This is a genomic window from Allobosea sp. GW821-FHT12C12 (assembly GCF_058807355.1).
In genome coordinates this window covers 129,071-144,406 of sequence record NZ_JBXAQP010000007.1, presented here as the reverse complement: position 1 = coordinate 144,406, position 15,336 = coordinate 129,071, and the positions used below count along the sequence as shown (strand labels likewise).

General features: G+C 67.3%; 16 protein-coding genes and 1 pseudogene. 9 read left to right on the top strand and 8 right to left on the bottom strand.

Annotation, left to right across the window (positions count from 1 at the left end; translation table 11 throughout):
* The first annotated feature begins 71 nt into the window (after positions 1–71).
* Entirely contained in the window at positions 72–632 is a 561-nt protein-coding gene (locus AC1RRW_RS12275) for a thioesterase family protein (protein ID WP_492901047.1), read from the top strand.
* A gap of 48 nt (positions 633–680) precedes the next feature.
* Here the strand turns inward: AC1RRW_RS12275 and AC1RRW_RS12270 are convergent, their stop codons facing one another.
* On the bottom strand, positions 681–1,478 hold the full coding sequence (locus AC1RRW_RS12270) for a potassium channel family protein (RefSeq protein WP_492901143.1): 798 nt from the start codon (positions 1,476–1,478) through the stop codon (positions 681–683).
* A gap of 220 nt (positions 1,479–1,698) precedes the next feature.
* On the opposite strand from AC1RRW_RS12270, the gene AC1RRW_RS12265 reads away from it, so the two are divergent.
* The 3 genes and pseudogenes from AC1RRW_RS12265 to msrA all read left to right on the top strand — a co-directional run bounded on the left by AC1RRW_RS12265 (position 1,699) and on the right by msrA (position 3,185).
* Positions 1,699–1,908, top strand: a complete 210-nt coding sequence (locus AC1RRW_RS12265; RefSeq protein ID WP_492901046.1) for a hypothetical protein — start codon at positions 1,699–1,701, stop codon at positions 1,906–1,908.
* A gap of 196 nt (positions 1,909–2,104) precedes the next feature.
* Complete coding sequence (gene msrB, locus AC1RRW_RS12260; protein ID WP_492901142.1) at positions 2,105–2,548, top strand: peptide-methionine (R)-S-oxide reductase MsrB; 444 nt, start codon at positions 2,105–2,107, stop codon at positions 2,546–2,548.
* A gap of 7 nt (positions 2,549–2,555) precedes the next feature.
* Positions 2,556–3,185 (top strand): annotated as a pseudogene (gene msrA / locus AC1RRW_RS12255) (peptide-methionine (S)-S-oxide reductase MsrA).
* A 55-nt stretch (positions 3,186–3,240) separates the two neighbouring features.
* On the opposite strand, the gene AC1RRW_RS12250 reads toward msrA, so the two are convergent.
* Positions 3,241–4,890, bottom strand: coding sequence for an acyl-CoA dehydrogenase family protein (locus AC1RRW_RS12250; protein WP_492901045.1), 1,650 nt, complete (start codon positions 4,888–4,890; stop codon positions 3,241–3,243).
* A gap of 142 nt (positions 4,891–5,032) precedes the next feature.
* Here AC1RRW_RS12250 and AC1RRW_RS12245 point away from each other — a divergent pair, with 142 nt between their 5' ends.
* Together AC1RRW_RS12245 and AC1RRW_RS12240 are read left to right on the top strand one after the other, a co-directional pair.
* Positions 5,033–5,764 (top strand): endonuclease III domain-containing protein, encoded by a 732-nt coding sequence (locus AC1RRW_RS12245; protein WP_492901044.1) that lies wholly within the window; start codon positions 5,033–5,035, stop codon positions 5,762–5,764.
* A 56-nt stretch (positions 5,765–5,820) separates the two neighbouring features.
* Positions 5,821–8,187 (top strand): ATP-dependent helicase, encoded by a 2,367-nt coding sequence (locus tag AC1RRW_RS12240; protein ID WP_492901043.1) that lies wholly within the window; start codon positions 5,821–5,823, stop codon positions 8,185–8,187.
* Between the two features lie 505 nt (positions 8,188–8,692).
* Here the strand turns inward: AC1RRW_RS12240 and AC1RRW_RS12235 are convergent.
* A complete protein-coding gene (locus AC1RRW_RS12235; RefSeq protein ID WP_492901042.1) occupies positions 8,693–9,100 on the bottom strand; it encodes a winged helix-turn-helix transcriptional regulator in 408 nt (135 codons plus the stop codon).
* A gap of 103 nt (positions 9,101–9,203) precedes the next feature.
* Between AC1RRW_RS12235 and AC1RRW_RS12230 the strand changes: the two genes are divergently transcribed.
* Positions 9,204–9,959, top strand: a complete 756-nt coding sequence (locus AC1RRW_RS12230; protein ID WP_492901041.1) for an SDR family oxidoreductase — start codon at positions 9,204–9,206, stop codon at positions 9,957–9,959.
* A 30-nt stretch (positions 9,960–9,989) separates the two neighbouring features.
* On the opposite strand, the gene AC1RRW_RS12225 is transcribed toward AC1RRW_RS12230, so the two are convergent.
* Complete coding sequence (locus AC1RRW_RS12225) at positions 9,990–10,487, bottom strand: ricin-type beta-trefoil lectin domain protein (protein WP_492901040.1); 498 nt, start codon at positions 10,485–10,487, stop codon at positions 9,990–9,992.
* A 136-nt stretch (positions 10,488–10,623) separates the two neighbouring features.
* On the opposite strand from AC1RRW_RS12225, the gene AC1RRW_RS12220 reads away from it, so the two are divergent.
* Entirely contained in the window at positions 10,624–11,571 is a 948-nt protein-coding gene (locus AC1RRW_RS12220; protein WP_492901039.1) for a 50S ribosomal protein L11 methyltransferase, read from the top strand.
* 149 nt (positions 11,572–11,720) lie between these two features.
* On the opposite strand, the gene AC1RRW_RS12215 is transcribed toward AC1RRW_RS12220, so the two are convergent.
* On the bottom strand, positions 11,721–11,849 hold the full coding sequence (locus AC1RRW_RS12215; protein ID WP_492901038.1) for a hypothetical protein: 129 nt from the start codon (positions 11,847–11,849) through the stop codon (positions 11,721–11,723).
* A gap of 55 nt (positions 11,850–11,904) precedes the next feature.
* Positions 11,905–12,132, bottom strand: coding sequence for a hypothetical protein (locus AC1RRW_RS12210; RefSeq protein ID WP_492901037.1), 228 nt, complete (start codon positions 12,130–12,132; stop codon positions 11,905–11,907).
* Positions 12,133–12,435: 303 nt separating this feature from the next.
* Between AC1RRW_RS12210 and AC1RRW_RS12205 the strand changes: the two genes are divergently transcribed.
* Entirely contained in the window at positions 12,436–14,271 is a 1,836-nt protein-coding gene (locus tag AC1RRW_RS12205) for an aminopeptidase P family protein (protein ID WP_492901036.1), read from the top strand.
* Positions 14,272–14,306: 35 nt separating this feature from the next.
* Here the strand turns inward: AC1RRW_RS12205 and AC1RRW_RS12200 are convergent, their stop codons facing one another.
* Entirely contained in the window at positions 14,307–14,606 is a 300-nt protein-coding gene (locus AC1RRW_RS12200; protein ID WP_492901035.1) for an AzlD family protein, read from the bottom strand.
* Entirely contained in the window at positions 14,603–15,331 is a 729-nt protein-coding gene (locus AC1RRW_RS12195) for an AzlC family ABC transporter permease (protein WP_492901034.1), read from the bottom strand. Before AC1RRW_RS12195 ends, AC1RRW_RS12200 begins: the two co-directional genes overlap by 4 nt.
* Positions 15,332–15,336: the final 5 nt, after the last annotated feature.

The following is a 15,336-nucleotide window of genomic DNA, read 5'->3' as shown; positions in this document are numbered from 1 at the left end:
GATGAGTCAAGATCGCGAGCGGAACCGCGCGGCCCGCCGATACTTTGCCGAAGGGGAGAGAGGAGGTAGCCATGCACGACGACATCCGCGCTCCGGCGCTGTTCTCCGCCCCCTTCGTCTCGTCCGCCATGCCGGTCGAGCCGCAATGGATCGACTTTAACGGCCATCTCAACATGGCCTTCTATCATGTGCTGTTCGACCGCGCGGTCGACGAGGTCTTTGCGCTGGCCGGCCTGGACCAGGATTATGTCGACGCGCGCCATGCCTCGTTCTTCGCGGCCGAATGCCATGTCCTCTACAAGCGCGAGCTGACCGAGAGCGATCAGGTCCGCGTCACCGCGCAGCTGATCGCCTTCGACGAGAAGCGCCTGCACTACTATCTCGAAATGCGCCACGCGACCGAGGGCTGGCTCGCCGCGACGAGCGAGAACCTCGCGCTGCATGTCGACATGACGACCCGCAAGGTCTCGCCCTTCCCGCCCGACGTTCTGGCGAACCTCGCCTTGATGAAGGCCGCCCACAGCATGATGCCGCTGCCGGACACCATCGGCCGGATCATCGGCATGCCGAGGAAGACCGCGATCGCCGTCGGGGGCATGACCGGCGAGCGCGAGCCGGAGACGCGGCACTAGAGCCGGCGATAGCCCCTCCGAGAATGGCCGAACGCGAGCGCGCTCCGCTCAATCGTCGTGATCTGGAATGCGCAGCCGATGGCCGCAGGCCTTGCAGTGCACGGCGTCGGGCTCGTGGCGCTGCAGCGCGCATTCGGGACAGGCGAATGTCACCTTGGTCGGCCGGAACACCGCCTGGGCCAGCCGCACGAACAGCGAGATGCCGACGATCATCACCGCGACGGAGGTCAGCTTGCCGGCGATGCCGGGCAGGGTGATGTCGCCGAAGCCGGTCGTCGTGACGGTCGCGACGGTGAAATAGAACGCCTCGACATAGCCCTCGAGGCCGGGCCGGCTCATGAAGAAGAAGGTGTAGATGAAGCCCGTGACGACGAACAGGAACGTCGCGAGATTGATCAGCGCCCGCGAGACGTCCTCCCATTCGCGGTAGCGCGTCGCCCTCAGCTGCTGCCAGAGCACGCCGCGTTGCGAGAGCGACCACAGCCGCAGGATGCGCAGGAAGCCGAAATTCTCCAGCCATTGCGGCGCCAGCAGGGTCGCCAGGATGAGCAGGTCGAGCAGCATCGTCGGCTGGCGCAGGGTTCGCCAGCCATTGGTCGATGCGAGCAGGCGCGCCACGATCTCGACGATCAGGATGAAGGCGACGGAATAGTCTATCCAGAGGAAGGCCGGCCTGTCGCGGATCAGCGGCGTCGCGATGAAGAAGGCGATGATCAGGATGTCGACGACCGTCGTTGCGAGCTGGAAGCGCAGCGCCGCGGGCGACTGGCCGTGGAAGAGCTGGCGCAGCCGGTCGCTCAGCGCGGCGAGGCCGGTCGGAGTTTCGGTGTCGCCGGACGCATTCATCATCGCGAAGCCGCTAGAGCGTCGGACCAAAAAGTGGAATCCGCTTTTTGGAAAAATCCGATGCTTGAACAAGGAGATAGATCGTCACTTTGCGTCCGTCAGGACGCACGGCGATCTAGCATGCGCCCGCGAGAAGCGTCCAGCCTGGGCGGACTCAGGCCGCGGGCGCTGGACCCGCGTCTGTCTGGCATAGCCGACAGAGAGTGGCCGGCTGACGGCGATGAAGCCGGTCGACTGCGCCAGCGCCTCGCTCACGGCGGGAGTTCGCGCGGCGTCAGCCGAGCCAGCGCCGCAGCGCCATCCTGAACGCCACCGGCAGCCCGGGTCGAACAGCGCGCGGGTGACGCCCGACGCCGCCTTCAACACGCCCGATCCCGGCGGCAAGGCGACCACGCCCGAGGCGCTCTCCTTCGGCCCTCGTCCTGAGTAGACCCGCAGGGCCGTCTCGAAGAATGAGGGCGGTGAGGATGACACGATAACGCGCCCCCCCCGGACGGGATCGTGAAGCGATTTGAGCCTGCAAGGGGCTGAAATCGCAGCCGCGATCGCCATATTGCTGTTCAAGCACGATGATCGGCGCGCAACGCGCCCGATCGTTCTGAAAAGGGAGACGCATCATGGGTCTGATGAGCCTGTTCGGCGGCGAGACGAAGAAGAGGGACGAGCATTTCGAGGTCGAGCTGACCGACGCCGAATGGCGCGCGAAACTGACGCCCGAGCAGTACCGCGTGCTGCGTGAGCACGGCACCGAGCGGCCGGGCTCCTGCGCGCTCAATTTCGAGAAGCGCGCCGGCACCTTTTCCTGCGCCGGCTGCGGCAATCCGCTCTTCACCAACCAGACCAAGTTCGAGAGCGGCACCGGCTGGCCGAGCTTCGACAGGCCGCTCGAGGGCGCGGTCGCGACGACCGAGGACAACTCCTTCCTGATGTCGCGCACCGAGGTGCATTGCGCGCGCTGCGGCGGCCATCTCGGCCATGTCTTCCCCGACGGGCCGCCGCCCACTGGACAGCGCTACTGCATGAACGGCGTCGCGATGGATTTCGCCCCCGCCGACGGCTCGCAGGCCTGAGGCGGACATGCGCCGCACGATTCTCGCCGGGCTCGCCATCGCGGCGGGCCTTGGCCTCTCGACCGCCGGCCTCGCCCAGCAGCCGGCCAGGCCGGCGACCGCCACGGCGATCTTCGCCGGCGGCTGCTTCTGGTGCATCGAGCCGCCCTTCGACGCTGTGCCGGGCGTGATCTCGACCACATCGGGCTAAACCTCGGGCTACACGACCGAGCCGACCTACAAGGAGGTCTCTGCCGGCAAGACCGGCCATGCCGAGGCGATCAGGATCGTCTACGATCCGGCGAAAATCGGTTATGAGAAGCTGCTCTAAGTCTTCTGGCGCAACCACGACCCGCTGACCGCCAACGCCCAGTTCTGCGACAAGGGCAGCCAGTATCGGGCGGGGATCTGTTACGGCTCGGAGCAGGAGAGGAAACTGGCCGAGGCCTCGAAGACGGAACTCGAGACAGGCCGCTTCAAGTCGAGGATCACGACCGAGATCGTCGCGCGGACGGCCTTCCACCCGGCCGAGGACTACCATCAGGACTATTACAAGACGAACCAGATCCGCTACAAAATCTGTCGCGGCGGCTGCGGCCGCGACAGCCGGCTGAACGAACTCTGGGGCGCGGAGGCGGGTGGCGGCGGGCAATCGTAAGCAAAGCCGTCATCGCGAGCGCAGCGAAGCGAGCCACGGGGCGTAGCGCGGGACGCTACAGGGCTGGCGCCGCCCGCCGCGCCAGCGCCGCCGCGTCGAGCCCTGCCGGAAGCGCTCCGAAATGACCGGACCAGCCCCCCGCGAGCCGCGTCGCGACGAAGGCGTCGGCGACATCCTGCGCGGCGTGTCGCAACAGCAGCGAGCCCTGCAGCATCGACGCCAGCCGCTCGACCAGCCGCCGGGCCTGCCCCTCATGGCGGGTCAGCTCCGGCAGATCGCTCTGCAGCGCCGCAAGCGCGGCGTCATAGCGCCGGTCCGCCCCGCGCGCGGCGGCGCACTCGTCCAGCACGGCCGCGAGCGAGCCCGGTTCCCGCTCCAGCGAGCGCAGCACGTCCAGGCAGATGACGTTGCCGGAACCCTCCCAGACCGAATTGAGCGGCGCCTCCCGATAATGCCGCGCCAGCGGGTGCTCCTCGATGTATCCGTTGCCGCCGATGCATTCCAGCGCCTCGACGACCACGGCCGGCGTGCGTTTCGCCACCCAGTATTTCGCGATCGGCGCGCCGATCCGCGCCAGCAGTCGCTCGCTCTCCGAAATGTCCTGACGGTCGACCGCCGCGAACAGCCGGAAAGCCAGCCAGGCGGCGGCCTCGGCCTCGATCGCGAGATCGGCCAGCACGGCCTGCATGATCGGCTGGTCGATCAGCCTCCGCTGGAAGGCCGAGCGATGGGCGCCGTGATGGGCGGCCTGCGCCACCGACTGCCGCATCAGCCCTGCCGAGGCGGCGGCGATGTCGAGCCGCGTGTTGTGGTTCATCGACAGCCCGGCGCGCAGCCCGCGCCCCGGCTCGCCGATGAGATGGCCGATCGCGCCGCGCAACTCCACCTCCGAAGACGCGTTCGAGCGGTTCCCGCATTTATCCTTGAGCCGCTGGATAGCGACGCCGTTGCGTGGACCGTCCGGCAGCCAGCCCGGCACGACGAAGCACGACACGCCCTCCTCCGTCCGGGCCAGCGTCAGGAACAAATCCGAATGCGGCGCCGAGAAGAACCATTTCTGGCCGCTGATCGAGAACGTGCCGTCGCGATTGTCGGAGGCGACCGCCTGCGTCTGCCGGAGGTCGGAGCCGCCCTGCACCTCGGTCATCGCCATGCCGACCGTCGCGCCGCGCTTCGACGCGGCAGGCCCCTGCCGCTTGTCGTAGCGACGCGAGGCGACCAGCGCGCCCCATTCCGCCCAGCGCGCGCCATCCTGCTTCAGCACGGGAATGGCGGAAAAGGTCATGCTGATCGGGCAGCAGACGCCGCTTTCGCAGCCATACCAGAGATATTGCAACCCGGCGCGGGCGACCTGTGCGCCGGAGCGCGGTTCGTTCCAGCACAGCGCATGCGTCTCCTGCCCGATGGCGAGCCCCATCAGCTCGTGCCAGGCCGGATGGAAGGCGATCTCGTCGATGCGATTGCCGAAGCGGTCATGCGTCCTTAGCTCCGGAGGGAAGCGGTTGGCCAGCCGCGCCAGCTCCTGCGTCTCGGCCGCGCCGACGGTGCGCCCGGCCTCGTGCAGCCGCCCGCTCGCCCAGTCCGCGCCGAAGGCTTTCATCACCGCCGGCAGCACGGGATCGACGACATAGGCATTGTAGTCCGCGAGCGGCGGGGCCTGATTGCCGACAGGGTGAGCCTGCCCCGCAGAAATCGCCGACCGCATCTGCCGCTCCTTCGATTGCTCGCCGAGATGCGGACCAGCCGCAACCATGTCGCCTGCCAAGACTGCAACGCTTCGATGATGGCACAGCTTCGTGAGCGCGGCGTCGCTTGTTATGTTCACTTTATGTTCTTATGATCGAGTCATGCAGACGACATTCGGCTTCGGCGCCATGGAGGATATGATTTGGCTGCGCGACCGGCTTGGCTCGTACTTCGGCCGGCCTGATCCGATCCGCGCGCGAACCCCGATCGGTCAGCTCGTAAAATCGTCCATCGGCAATCGCACGCGCGACGAGGTTTCGCTGCGGGCATACCGGCGGCTCGTCGAAACCTATCGGGATTGGGACGATCTGGCTACGGCCCCGCAAGAGGATATCGAAGCCGTCATCGGCGAGGTGACGTTTCCAGACGTCAAGGCGGCCCGTCTAGGCACCGCGCTTCGCGCCATCGCGGCCAGCCGTCCGGATTTCGATCTCTCGTTCCTCGCCGGGTTCGGCGTCACGGGCGCGCTGGCATGGCTTGAGCGCCTGCCCGGCGTCGGCCGCAAGGTCGCCGCGTCCACGCTCAATTTCAGCACATTGCAGATGCCGGCCTTCGTCGTCGACACGCATGTCCTGCGGATCTTGCGCCGGTTTGGATTCGTCCGAGGCAAGGCCGACGCCCGAACCGCTTATGAGACCGTCATGGCGATGTCGGATCGCTGGACCGCCATGGAGTTGGCGGAGCTTCATGTTGTGATGAAGCGTCTCGGCCAGACCATCTGCCGGGCCGGTCGCGCCCGCTGCCGCGATTGCCCGATCCGCCAACGCTGCAAGGCGATGGCCGGCGCGGCGCGGCGCAGTCAGTCAATTTCGTCGCGCCGGGCACAGCAATAGGCGATGCGACACCCTATATTGGCCGCGGAACGAATCACGATCAGGCGTCGCGCATCTTGTCAGACCACCGCCTCACCTCAGCCCCACAGCCGCGCCCGGGCGGGCTCGCCGCGCGCGCGCAGGCCGCGCCCTCGGCCGGCTACCTCGCCGGGCTGAACCCCGAGCAGCGCCTCGCTGTCGAGGCGACCGACGGGCCCGTGCTGGTGCTCGCCGGCGCGGGCACCGGCAAGACCCGCGTGCTGACCACCCGCATCGCCCATCTGATCGCGACCAACAAGGCGTGGCCCTCGCAGATCCTCTCGGTGACCTTCACCAACAAGGCCGCTCGCGAGATGAAGGAGCGAGTCGCCCATCTCGTCGGCCCCGTCGCCGAGGGCATGCCCTGGCTCGGCACCTTCCATTCGATCTCGGCAAAGATCCTGCGCCGTCATGCCGAGCTGCTCGACCTGCGCTCGGACTTCACCATCCTCGACACCGACGACCAGATCAGGCTGATGAAACAGGTCATCGCGGCCGAGGGCATCGACGAGAAGCGCTGGCCCGGCCGCATGCTGGCGGGCTTCATCGACAGCTGGAAGAACCGCGGCCTCGCGCCCAGGGACGTCGCGCCGGGCGAGGCCGCCGTCTTCGCCAACGGCAAGGGCGGCAAGCTCTACGCCGCCTATCAGGATCGGCTGAAGGCGCTGAACGCGGTCGATTTCGGCGATCTCCTGCTGCACTGCCTGACGCTGTTCCGCGAGCATGCGGATGTTCTCGCGACCTATCACGAGCGCTTCCGCTACATTCTCGTCGACGAGTATCAGGACACCAACACGGCCCAGTATCTCTGGCTGCGGCTGCTCGCCCAGGGACGCCGCAACATCGCCTGCGTCGGCGACGACGACCAGTCGATCTATGGCTGGCGCGGCGCGGAAGTGGACAACATCCTGCGCTTCGAGCACGATTTTCCGGGCGCGACCGTGGTCCGGCTGGAGCGCAACTACCGCTCGACCGGGCACATCCTCGCCACCGCCTCGAAGCTGATCGCGAAGAATGAAGGCCGGCTCGGCAAGACCCTGCGCACCGAGGACGAGGCCGGCGAGAAGGTCACGATCACCGGCGCCTGGGACAGCCAGGAAGAAGCCCGCCTGATCACCGACGAGATCGAGGCGATGCAGTCCAGGGGCGAGAATCTCACCGAGATCGCCGTGCTGGTGCGGATTTCCGCCCAGATGCGCGAGCTGGAGGAGCGCTTCGTCCAGACCGGCGTGCCCTATCGCGTCATCGGCGGCCCGCGCTTCTACGAGCGCGCCGAGATCCGCGACGCCATGGCCTATCTGCGCTGCGTCGTCTCCGCCTCCGACGATCTCGCCTTCGAGCGCATCGTCAACCAGCCCAAGCGCGGGCTCGGCGACGCGACCATCCAGATCCTCCACAACCACGCCCGCGCCTCGCAGCTTTCGCTGCTGCAGGCGGCCCGCGTCGTGGTCGAAAGCGACGAGCTCAAGCCCAAGGCGCGCACGGCCCTGCGCGAGCTGGTCGAGGCTTTCGCTCGCTGGAGCGCCCGCTCCGAACATATGCGCCAGGGCGAGCTCGCCGAGCTCGTGCTGGAGGAGAGCGGCTACACCGAGATGTGGCAGAAGGACCGCTCGGCCGACGCCGCCGGCCGGCTCGAAAACCTCAAGGAACTGGTGCGCTCGCTCGACGAGTTTCCCGACCTGCCCGCCTTCCTCGAACACGTCTCGCTGGTGATGGACGCCGACACGGGCGAGAGCGCGGCGCGCGTCTCGATCATGACCCTGCACGGGGCCAAGGGTCTGGAGTTCGACACCGTCTTCCTGCCCGGCTGGGAGGAAGGCCTGTTCCCCAACCAGCGCGCGCTCGACGAGAACGGCCGCGCCGGGCTGGAGGAGGAGCGCCGCCTCGCCCATGTCGGCCTGACCCGGGCGCGCAAGCGGCTGAAGCTCTATTTCGCCTCGAACCGCCGCATCCACGGCCTCTGGCAGTCGAGCCTGCCGTCGCGCTTCATCGACGAACTGCCGGAGGATCATGTCGAGGTGGTGCAGGCCGCGACGAACTATTCTCAGGGCGGCTACGGCGCCTCGCGCTTCGACCGCATGGAGAGCTTCGGCTCCAGCTACAACACGCCGGGCTGGCAGCGCGCGCAGGAGAACAGGGCGAAGGCGGGCGGCGGCTCGGGCTTTTCCGAGAGCGGCAGCGGCTTCGGGTTCGGCGGCAACCGCCAGCGCGGCCCGCTGCTGATCGAGGGCGAACTGACCGCCAAGTCGAGCGGCTCATCGGCCTACGACGCCGGCGCCCGCGTCTTCCACGTCAAGTTCGGCAACGGCTCGGTGGCGAGCGTCGACGGCAACAAGCTGACGGTCGATTTCGACAAGGCCGGCCGGAAGATGGTGCTGGACAGCTTTGTGCAGAAGGCGGGGTGAGATCGGCGATGGGGAGGTTGGAACGCCAGATTCACCGGCATCGATAGCTGCGTTGACGGCCATGCGCGAATTGCTTGTTTTGCTTCGGGACAAAGGGCTGCTGAGTTCAAACGAGATCGTAAATATGCTGAATCGGGTTGACCCAGGGATCGCGGCGGATGGAGAATTCGACCATTCGCTGTATCAAGCCCATCTTTGGCTCAAGACTCCCCGTTTAGTACAAAGCATGATCGAGACAACCGCAGACCGTTCTTCTTGATCGTCCGATACATGGATTAGCAAATAGACGCCTCCACTCTTTATCGTGGTCGCGTGGAGTTTCCCATGCACCACAAACGCAAACGTCCGAAATCGGCCCGTGCCGGCTGTCTGCTCTGCAAGCCACACAAGGCCAATGGCTGCTGTGCTGACCATAAGAACATGCTTCACGGCAATCGCCGGCGGTATGAAAGCGGCCGCGATCAATTGTCCTGCGAGGGTATCCAGAGCCGCTAAAACCTGCACATCACCGCCCTTCTCGCGCCCAGAACGCCACCCGCGCCTGCTCCACTTGCGCGTAGTACGTCTCCGCCCAGACCCAGACGCCGCAGAAGGCCGCTGTCAGTTCGCTGCCGAGCTCGGTCAGCGTGTAGTCGACATGCGGCGGGATCACGGGATGGACGGTGCGCGTGATCAGCCCATCGCATTCCATCTGGCGCAGCGTCTTGGTCAGCATCTTCTGGCTGACGCCGCCGACGATGCGGCTAACCTGCGTGAAGCGCAGCGTGCCGTGCTCTTCCAGCGTCTCCAGCACCAGCATCGTCCACTTGTCCGCCACCTGCGCGATCACGTCTCGGACCAGCGCCTCGACCGCAGGGCTGACCTCGGGATGCTGCAGCCCGGCTTGCAACACCGCCTTGCGGATCATCTCCATCAGACACTCTCCTTTTGGTGCCTATAGAACTTTCAGGTGCCTTCTTTCGATTGGAGAGCATCGGCCCTAGCTGTGTTTCACGCAACCACGAAAGGGCATTGCGATGAACATCACTGGCAACACCATCCTGATCACCGGCGGCGGCTCCGGCATCGGCCGCGCGCTCGCCGAGGCGCTTCACGCCAAGGGCAACACGGTCATCATCGCCGGCCGCCGCGAGACAGCGCTGGACAACGTCACCGAGGCCAATCCCGGCATGGCGTCGATGCTGCTCGACATCCAGGACAAGGCCGACATCGACACATTCGCCCGCGAGGCGGTCGCGCGCTTCCCGGCGCTGAACGTCGTGATCCAGAACGCCGGCATCATGAAGGACGAGGATGTCACGGCGACAACCGATCATCTCGCTGTCGCCGAGGAGACGATCGCCACCAACCTGCTCGGCCCGATCCGGCTGACGGCGGCGCTGCTGCCGCATCTGCTGAAGCAGCGGCAGGCGACGGTGATGACGGTCTCCTCGGGGCTCGCTTTCGTGCCGCTCGCGGTCACGCCGACCTACAGCGCGACCAAGGCCGCGATCCATTCCTTCTCGATGTCGCTGCGCCATCAGCTGAGAGGCACCTCGACGCAGGTCATCGAGCTCGCTCCGCCCTACGTCCAGACCGAGCTGCGCGGGCCGGAGCAGGCGGTCGATGCGGCAGCAATGCCGCTCGCCGATTTCATGGCCGAGGTGATGACGATCCTCGAGACGCAGCCGGAAGCCGACGAGATCATCGTAGAGCGGTGCAAGCCTTTGCGGCTTGCCGAGCGAACCGGCAATATCGATACCGTTTTCGCGATGGTGAACGCGCAGCACTGACTGAAGGTCAGGGCCCGGCGGCTGGCGCCCTCAATCCAGCCGCCACAACTGCCCCGAGAAATTCCCGCAGGGCGCGAGCTTCGCCATGCCGTCCTGCGCGCCGCCATTGACGATGTCGAGGCACATGTCGCGGCCGCGGAACTCGGTCGTCAGTCGGAGCCACTCGCCTTCGCGCCGCATCTGCCAGAACTGCCCGGTGAAATCGCCGCAGGGCTGCAGGCTGACGAAGTTGTTGAGCGGGCCGCCATTATTCACGTCGAGGCACATCCGGTCGCCGCGGAACTGGGTCGTCAGGCGGCTATAGTTGCCCTCGCGCCTGATCCGCCAGTTTTGCCCGCTGACGTCGTCGGCATCGGCAAGATGAGCCATGTTGTTGTTGCGGCCGCCATTGACGATGTCGAGCGGCCGCTCCGTGCCCTGCCATTGCGTCGAAAGTTTTCGGTAGTCCTGCGCTGTCGCCGGAGAAGCAGACAGGGCTGCGATTGAGAGAAACAGTGCGGCGACAGTCCAGAGGCGGGGCATGGTCATCGTTTAACTCGGCAAGGCGCAGGCGGGGCGATTGATCGGCATCTTGTCCTGATCCGTCCTCAAACCGAGGCTTCCGTCAAGGCCGATTGCCATCGCAGCGCATGACAAAGCGAAGGCGCGCTGCTAAGCGCAGCCCATGCGCGAAGGCCTGCTGCCATCGACGGTCGCGACCGTCCTCGAACTTTCCACCTCCGGCGAGAAGGCGCGCGCGCTGACCGAGCTTCTGGGCGAGGTCTTTGATCCGACCGAGACCGCGATCTCGGCCTTCGAGATCGAGAACGGCGTCACCACGCTGTCGCTCAACGCGCCCTGGAAGGTCGAGATCTATTTCGCGACGCATCCCGACGAGGCGGCGGTGCGCGACATGCTGCGCCCGATCGTCGGCGACGCCGTCGACGCGACGCCCTTCGCCACGGTGAACCAGCAGGATTGGGTCGCGGCCTCGCTCGACGGGCTGAAGCCCGTGCGCGCCGGCCGTGTTCTGGTCCATGGCGCGCATGACCGCGAGGCTGTGCGGATCAACGATGTCGGCATCGAGATCCCGGCCGCGCTCGCCTTCGGCACCGGCCATCATGGCACGACCGCCGGCTGCCTTCTGGCGCTCGACGTGGAACTGAAACGACGCCGCCCGCGCAACGCCATCGATGTCGGCACGGGCACCGGCATTCTCGCGCTCGCGCTGGCGAAGCAGATCAGGAGAAAAGTCGTCGCCGGCGACATCGACAGGGTCGCGGTCGAGGTCGCGGGGCACAACGCCCGCGTCAACCACGCCCCGCACGGGCTCGATCTCTATGTCGCGCCGGGCCTGCGCCATGCCAAGGCGAACCGGCCGCGTCATTTCGACCTGGTCTTCGCCAACATCCTGGCGGGGCCCTTGCGCCGGCTCGCACCGTCGATCGCACGCGGGCTCGGCGACGAGGGCGCGGTCATCCTGTCAGGCCTGCTGGCCATGGACGTCGCCGGCATCGTCTCGGCCTACCGGCATCAGGGGCTTTTTCTCGCCCGCAAGTCGCTGCGCGAGGGTTGGGCGACGCTGGTCATGAGAAAAGGCGGCGCGGCCCCGAGACCACGCCGCCTTCGATAGGATTTTCGCCCCCGCGGACCGACCGAAACGAGTCTTCGCCAGGCGGCGCCGACTGGCTTGGCGGTCGAGAAGCGCAGCCGACTTATGTCCGTGAGCACCGGAAGCGCAGCCGTCGCGTCAGACGGCCGGCCTCGCGAAGAAACGTTCGGTCAGAAGCCGCTGTGGCCATACTTGGTTTCGGCTTCCGCCTGCAGGGCGCGGGCATCGCGCCAGACGGCGGCGGCGAAACGGACGGCGTCGACGACCCCGTGATAGGCGTGCTTGACGATGGCGATCATGGTGATGGTCCAGTGTTGGCCGCGGGGCATGAAGGCCGCCCGCGGCGAGAAGAGATCAACGGTTGAACGGCAGAGCGTGGTTTTTCAGCGCGGCGGAAGGGAATCCGCCGAGCACGATCTCGGCCTCGTTGACGAGGTAGGAGCGCGCGCGGAGCTCGCGGATCGCGGAGCGGCGACGGCTTTCGATCATCGCGACGTAGAGGCGCTGCCAAAAGCTCGGGCCGGTCGATAGGGCGGCCTCGGACGCCAGCAGCGAGGCGGTGGTGTTCGTCAGATACGTCATGAGGGTCTCTCCAACAGTGAAACGAAGGACAGTCCCGGTCGCTTCCTCGTTCTCTTATGCGACTAAAGTGGATGCTATTCGCACTTGCGAGAAGGTGATTTCGCAGATGCGAGATATGCACTGAATGCATGCTCAGCGTCGCTTTTCGTTAACGATTGCGCTGATCGCATAGCAAAGCGGCAGCCCGCCTTATCGCAGGGCAGCGTCGGCCCGCGAAGAAAGCAGGCGCGAATGCCGCTTTTCCGCTGGCCTTCGCCAGCCCGAACCGCGACCATGCCGGAAACGACCCCCTTCGGACCCGTCATGACCGAATCGTCCGCCGCCGACTGCCGCTTCCAGTCCTTCACCGAGCCGAGCGACCCGGCCCAGGTCGCGCCCCGTATCGCCGCCTTGCGCGAGGCGCTGGCGCTGCAGCAACTCGACGGCTTCATCGTGCCGCGCGCCGACGAGCACCAGGGCGAGTATGTGCCCGCCCACATGGCGCGCCTCGCCTGGCTGACCGGCTTCACCGGCTCGGCCGGAGCGGCGATCGTGCTGGCCGACAAGGCGGTGTTGATCGTCGATGGGCGCTACACCATCCAGTCCGCCGCGCAGACCGATGCCGCCGTCGTCACCCCGACCAGGATGGAGGAGACGCCGCTGGAGCGCTGGATCGAGCAGAACCTGCCGGCCGGCGGCAGGCTCGGCTACGATCCATGGCTCCATACCGTCGACGGCGTCGCCAGGCTGGAGAAGGCGGTCGCGTCCATCGGGGGGACGCTGGTGGCGGTCGCGGACAATCCGATCGACGCGCTCTGGAGCGACCGCCCTGCCCCGCCGGCCGCGCCGGTGAAGGCGCATCGCGCCGATTTCGCCGGCGAGAGCCCGGCCGAAAAGCTGGCGCGCATCCAGGAGGCGCTGATCAAGGCGAAGGTCGATGCGCTGGTGGTCTCGGATCCGCATGCGCTGGCCTGGACCTTCAACGTGCGCGGCGGCGATGTCGAGCACACGCCCTTGCCGCTCGGCTACGCCATCGTGCCGCGCGAGGGCCGGCCCACCGTCTTCCTCGCGGCCGAGAAGATCACCAACGAGGCTGGCGACGCCATCGGCGCGGTCGGCGAGATCGCCCCGCCCGCCGCGCTCAGGGCGCGGCTCGAGGCCTTGGGCGCGGCCGGCGCGAAGGTCCGGCTCGACGCGGCGACGGGAGCCTCCGCGCTGGCCACGATCATCGGGGACGCCGGCGGCACGCCTGACGCCGGCCCCGATCCGATCGCGCTGATGAAGGCGCGCAAGAACGCGGCCGAACTCGCCGGCGCCCGCGCCGCCCATCTGCGGGACGGCGCGGCGATGGTGAGGTTCCTGTCATGGCTGGCGCGCGAGGCGGCCAAGGGCGGACTGACCGAGATCGACGCCGTCGCGGCGCTGGAGGCCGAGCGACTGAAGACCGGGCTGCTGAAGGACGTCTCCTTCACCACCATCGCCGGCGCCGGCCCCAACGCCGCCTTGCCGCATTACCGCGTGACGCAGGCGAGCAACCTGCCGATCACGCCCGGCATCTTTCTGGTCGATTCCGGCGGGCAATACGAGGACGGCACCACCGACATCACCCGGACGATGGCCGTCGGCGAGCCGACCGACGAGATGCGAGACCGCTATACCCGCGTGCTCAAGGGCCATCTCGCCATCTCGCGCGTCGTCTTCGTCAAGGGCACCTCCGGTGCGCAGCTCGACGCGCTGGCGCGGCTGCCGCTCTGGCAGGCCGGGCTGGATTTCGACCACGGCACCGGCCACGGCGTCGGCAGCTACCTCTCGGTTCACGAGGGGCCGCAGCGGCTCTCGAAGCTGGGCGCCACGCCGCTCGAGCCCGGCATGATCCTTAGCAACGAGCCGGGCTACTACAAGCAGGGCGAATACGGCATCCGCATCGAGAACCTGATCGTCGTCGAGGAGCGCGCGATCCCCGGCGGCGACCGCGCCATCTACGGTTTCGAGACCATCACCTGGTGCCCCTATGAGCGCGCGCTGATCGATCTGAAGCTGCTCGACGACGGCGAGATCGCCTGGATCAACGCCTATCACGCCCAGGTCTGGAGCAACCTCGCAAGCTCCGTCGAGGGCGAGACGAAGGACTGGCTCGAGAAGGCGTGCCTGCCGTTGTGAGAGCCTTCCTTCTTCTCCATGCGGGGGAGAAGGATTCAGAGCACGGTCCTCAGCCCCACCACCGCCGCCACGCCGACCACGACCACCGCCAGGAACGGCAGCCGCGTCGCCGCCAGCGCCGTCACGGCCGCGGCGATCGTCTCCGCCCACCCCGTCGCGAGCGCGCTCGGCGCGATCACGGCGATCAGCACCGCCGGCGGGATCGCGTCGAACGCGGCCTGCGCGCGCGCCGAAAGGTTCAGCCGCCCGGCCAGCGCAAGGCCTGCGACCCGTGTCGCATAGGTCACGATCGCCATGCCGAGGATCGCCATGAGGTTGAGCGGATCGATCGTCATCGCGCGCCCTCCTCCGCTTCCGCCACGCCGGCCGGCGTCTCCGATCCGGCTGCCCACCATGCCGCCGCCAACCCGCAGAGCGCGCCGGCCAGCACATGCCAGGGCGGCCCGGCGAGCCGGTAGGTCAGCGCCGAGCCGATGCCGGCCGCGGCCACCGTCCAGGCCGTGACGCGGCCTTTCCAGAACGCGGCGGTGAGAGCGATGAAGATCGCGGTGAAGGCGAAATCGGCCCCGAAGCGACGCGGATCGCCGAAGGCAGGCCCGATGACCGCGCCGAGCGTCGTCATCGTCAGCCAGCAGCCGACGAAGGGCACGATCATGCCGAACCAATAGGCCGGCGTCAGCTCTTGAGCCCACGCCCGCTTTTCGGCCAGCGCCCAGTTCTCGTCCGCCATGTAGGCGAGAGAGAGCCATTTCTGCCAGCGCGAGAACCGGCCGAGCTTCGGCGCGAGCGACGCGCCCATCAGGACATGGCGAGCGTTGATCAGCAGCGTCGAGAAGATCAGGGCCGCGACCGGGGCGGGCGTCGCCCAGAGCTCGACCGCGGCGAACTGCGCGCCGCCGGCGAAGACCAGCGCGCTCATCAGGAACACCTCGAGCGGCGACAGGCCCTTGCCGGAGGCCAGCGCGCCGAACAGCAGCGCGAAGGGCGCCGCCGCCAGCATGGCCGGCCAGACGTCGGAAAAACCCAGACGGGCATCCCGCGAGGAGGGTGAGTTCGGCATCGGCT

Bases quoted from the DNA above. Each gene is read 5' to 3' on its own strand.
- AC1RRW_RS12275 (WP_492901047.1), top strand. From the start codon at position 72: ATGCACGACGACATCCGCGCTCCGGCGCTGTTCTCCGCCCCCTTCGTC.
- AC1RRW_RS12270 (WP_492901143.1), bottom strand. From the start codon at position 1,478: ATGAATGCGTCCGGCGACACCGAAACTCCGACCGGCCTCGCCGCGCTG.
- AC1RRW_RS12265 (WP_492901046.1), top strand. From the start codon at position 1,699: ATGAAGCCGGTCGACTGCGCCAGCGCCTCGCTCACGGCGGGAGTTCGC.
- msrB (WP_492901142.1), top strand. From the start codon at position 2,105: ATGAGCCTGTTCGGCGGCGAGACGAAGAAGAGGGACGAGCATTTCGAG.
- AC1RRW_RS12250 (WP_492901045.1), bottom strand. From the start codon at position 4,890: ATGCGGTCGGCGATTTCTGCGGGGCAGGCTCACCCTGTCGGCAATCAG.
- AC1RRW_RS12245 (WP_492901044.1), top strand. From the start codon at position 5,033: ATGCAGACGACATTCGGCTTCGGCGCCATGGAGGATATGATTTGGCTG.
- AC1RRW_RS12235 (WP_492901042.1), bottom strand. From the start codon at position 9,100: ATGGAGATGATCCGCAAGGCGGTGTTGCAAGCCGGGCTGCAGCATCCC.
- AC1RRW_RS12230 (WP_492901041.1), top strand. From the start codon at position 9,204: ATGAACATCACTGGCAACACCATCCTGATCACCGGCGGCGGCTCCGGC.
- AC1RRW_RS12225 (WP_492901040.1), bottom strand. From the start codon at position 10,487: ATGACCATGCCCCGCCTCTGGACTGTCGCCGCACTGTTTCTCTCAATC.
- AC1RRW_RS12220 (WP_492901039.1), top strand. From the start codon at position 10,624: ATGCGCGAAGGCCTGCTGCCATCGACGGTCGCGACCGTCCTCGAACTT.
- AC1RRW_RS12215 (WP_492901038.1), bottom strand. From the start codon at position 11,849: ATGATCGCCATCGTCAAGCACGCCTATCACGGGGTCGTCGACGCCGTC.
- AC1RRW_RS12210 (WP_492901037.1), bottom strand. From the start codon at position 12,132: ATGACGTATCTGACGAACACCACCGCCTCGCTGCTGGCGTCCGAGGCC.
- AC1RRW_RS12205 (WP_492901036.1), top strand. From the start codon at position 12,436: ATGACCGAATCGTCCGCCGCCGACTGCCGCTTCCAGTCCTTCACCGAG.
- AC1RRW_RS12200 (WP_492901035.1), bottom strand. From the start codon at position 14,606: ATGACGATCGATCCGCTCAACCTCATGGCGATCCTCGGCATGGCGATC.
- AC1RRW_RS12195 (WP_492901034.1), bottom strand. From the start codon at position 15,331: ATGCCGAACTCACCCTCCTCGCGGGATGCCCGTCTGGGTTTTTCCGAC.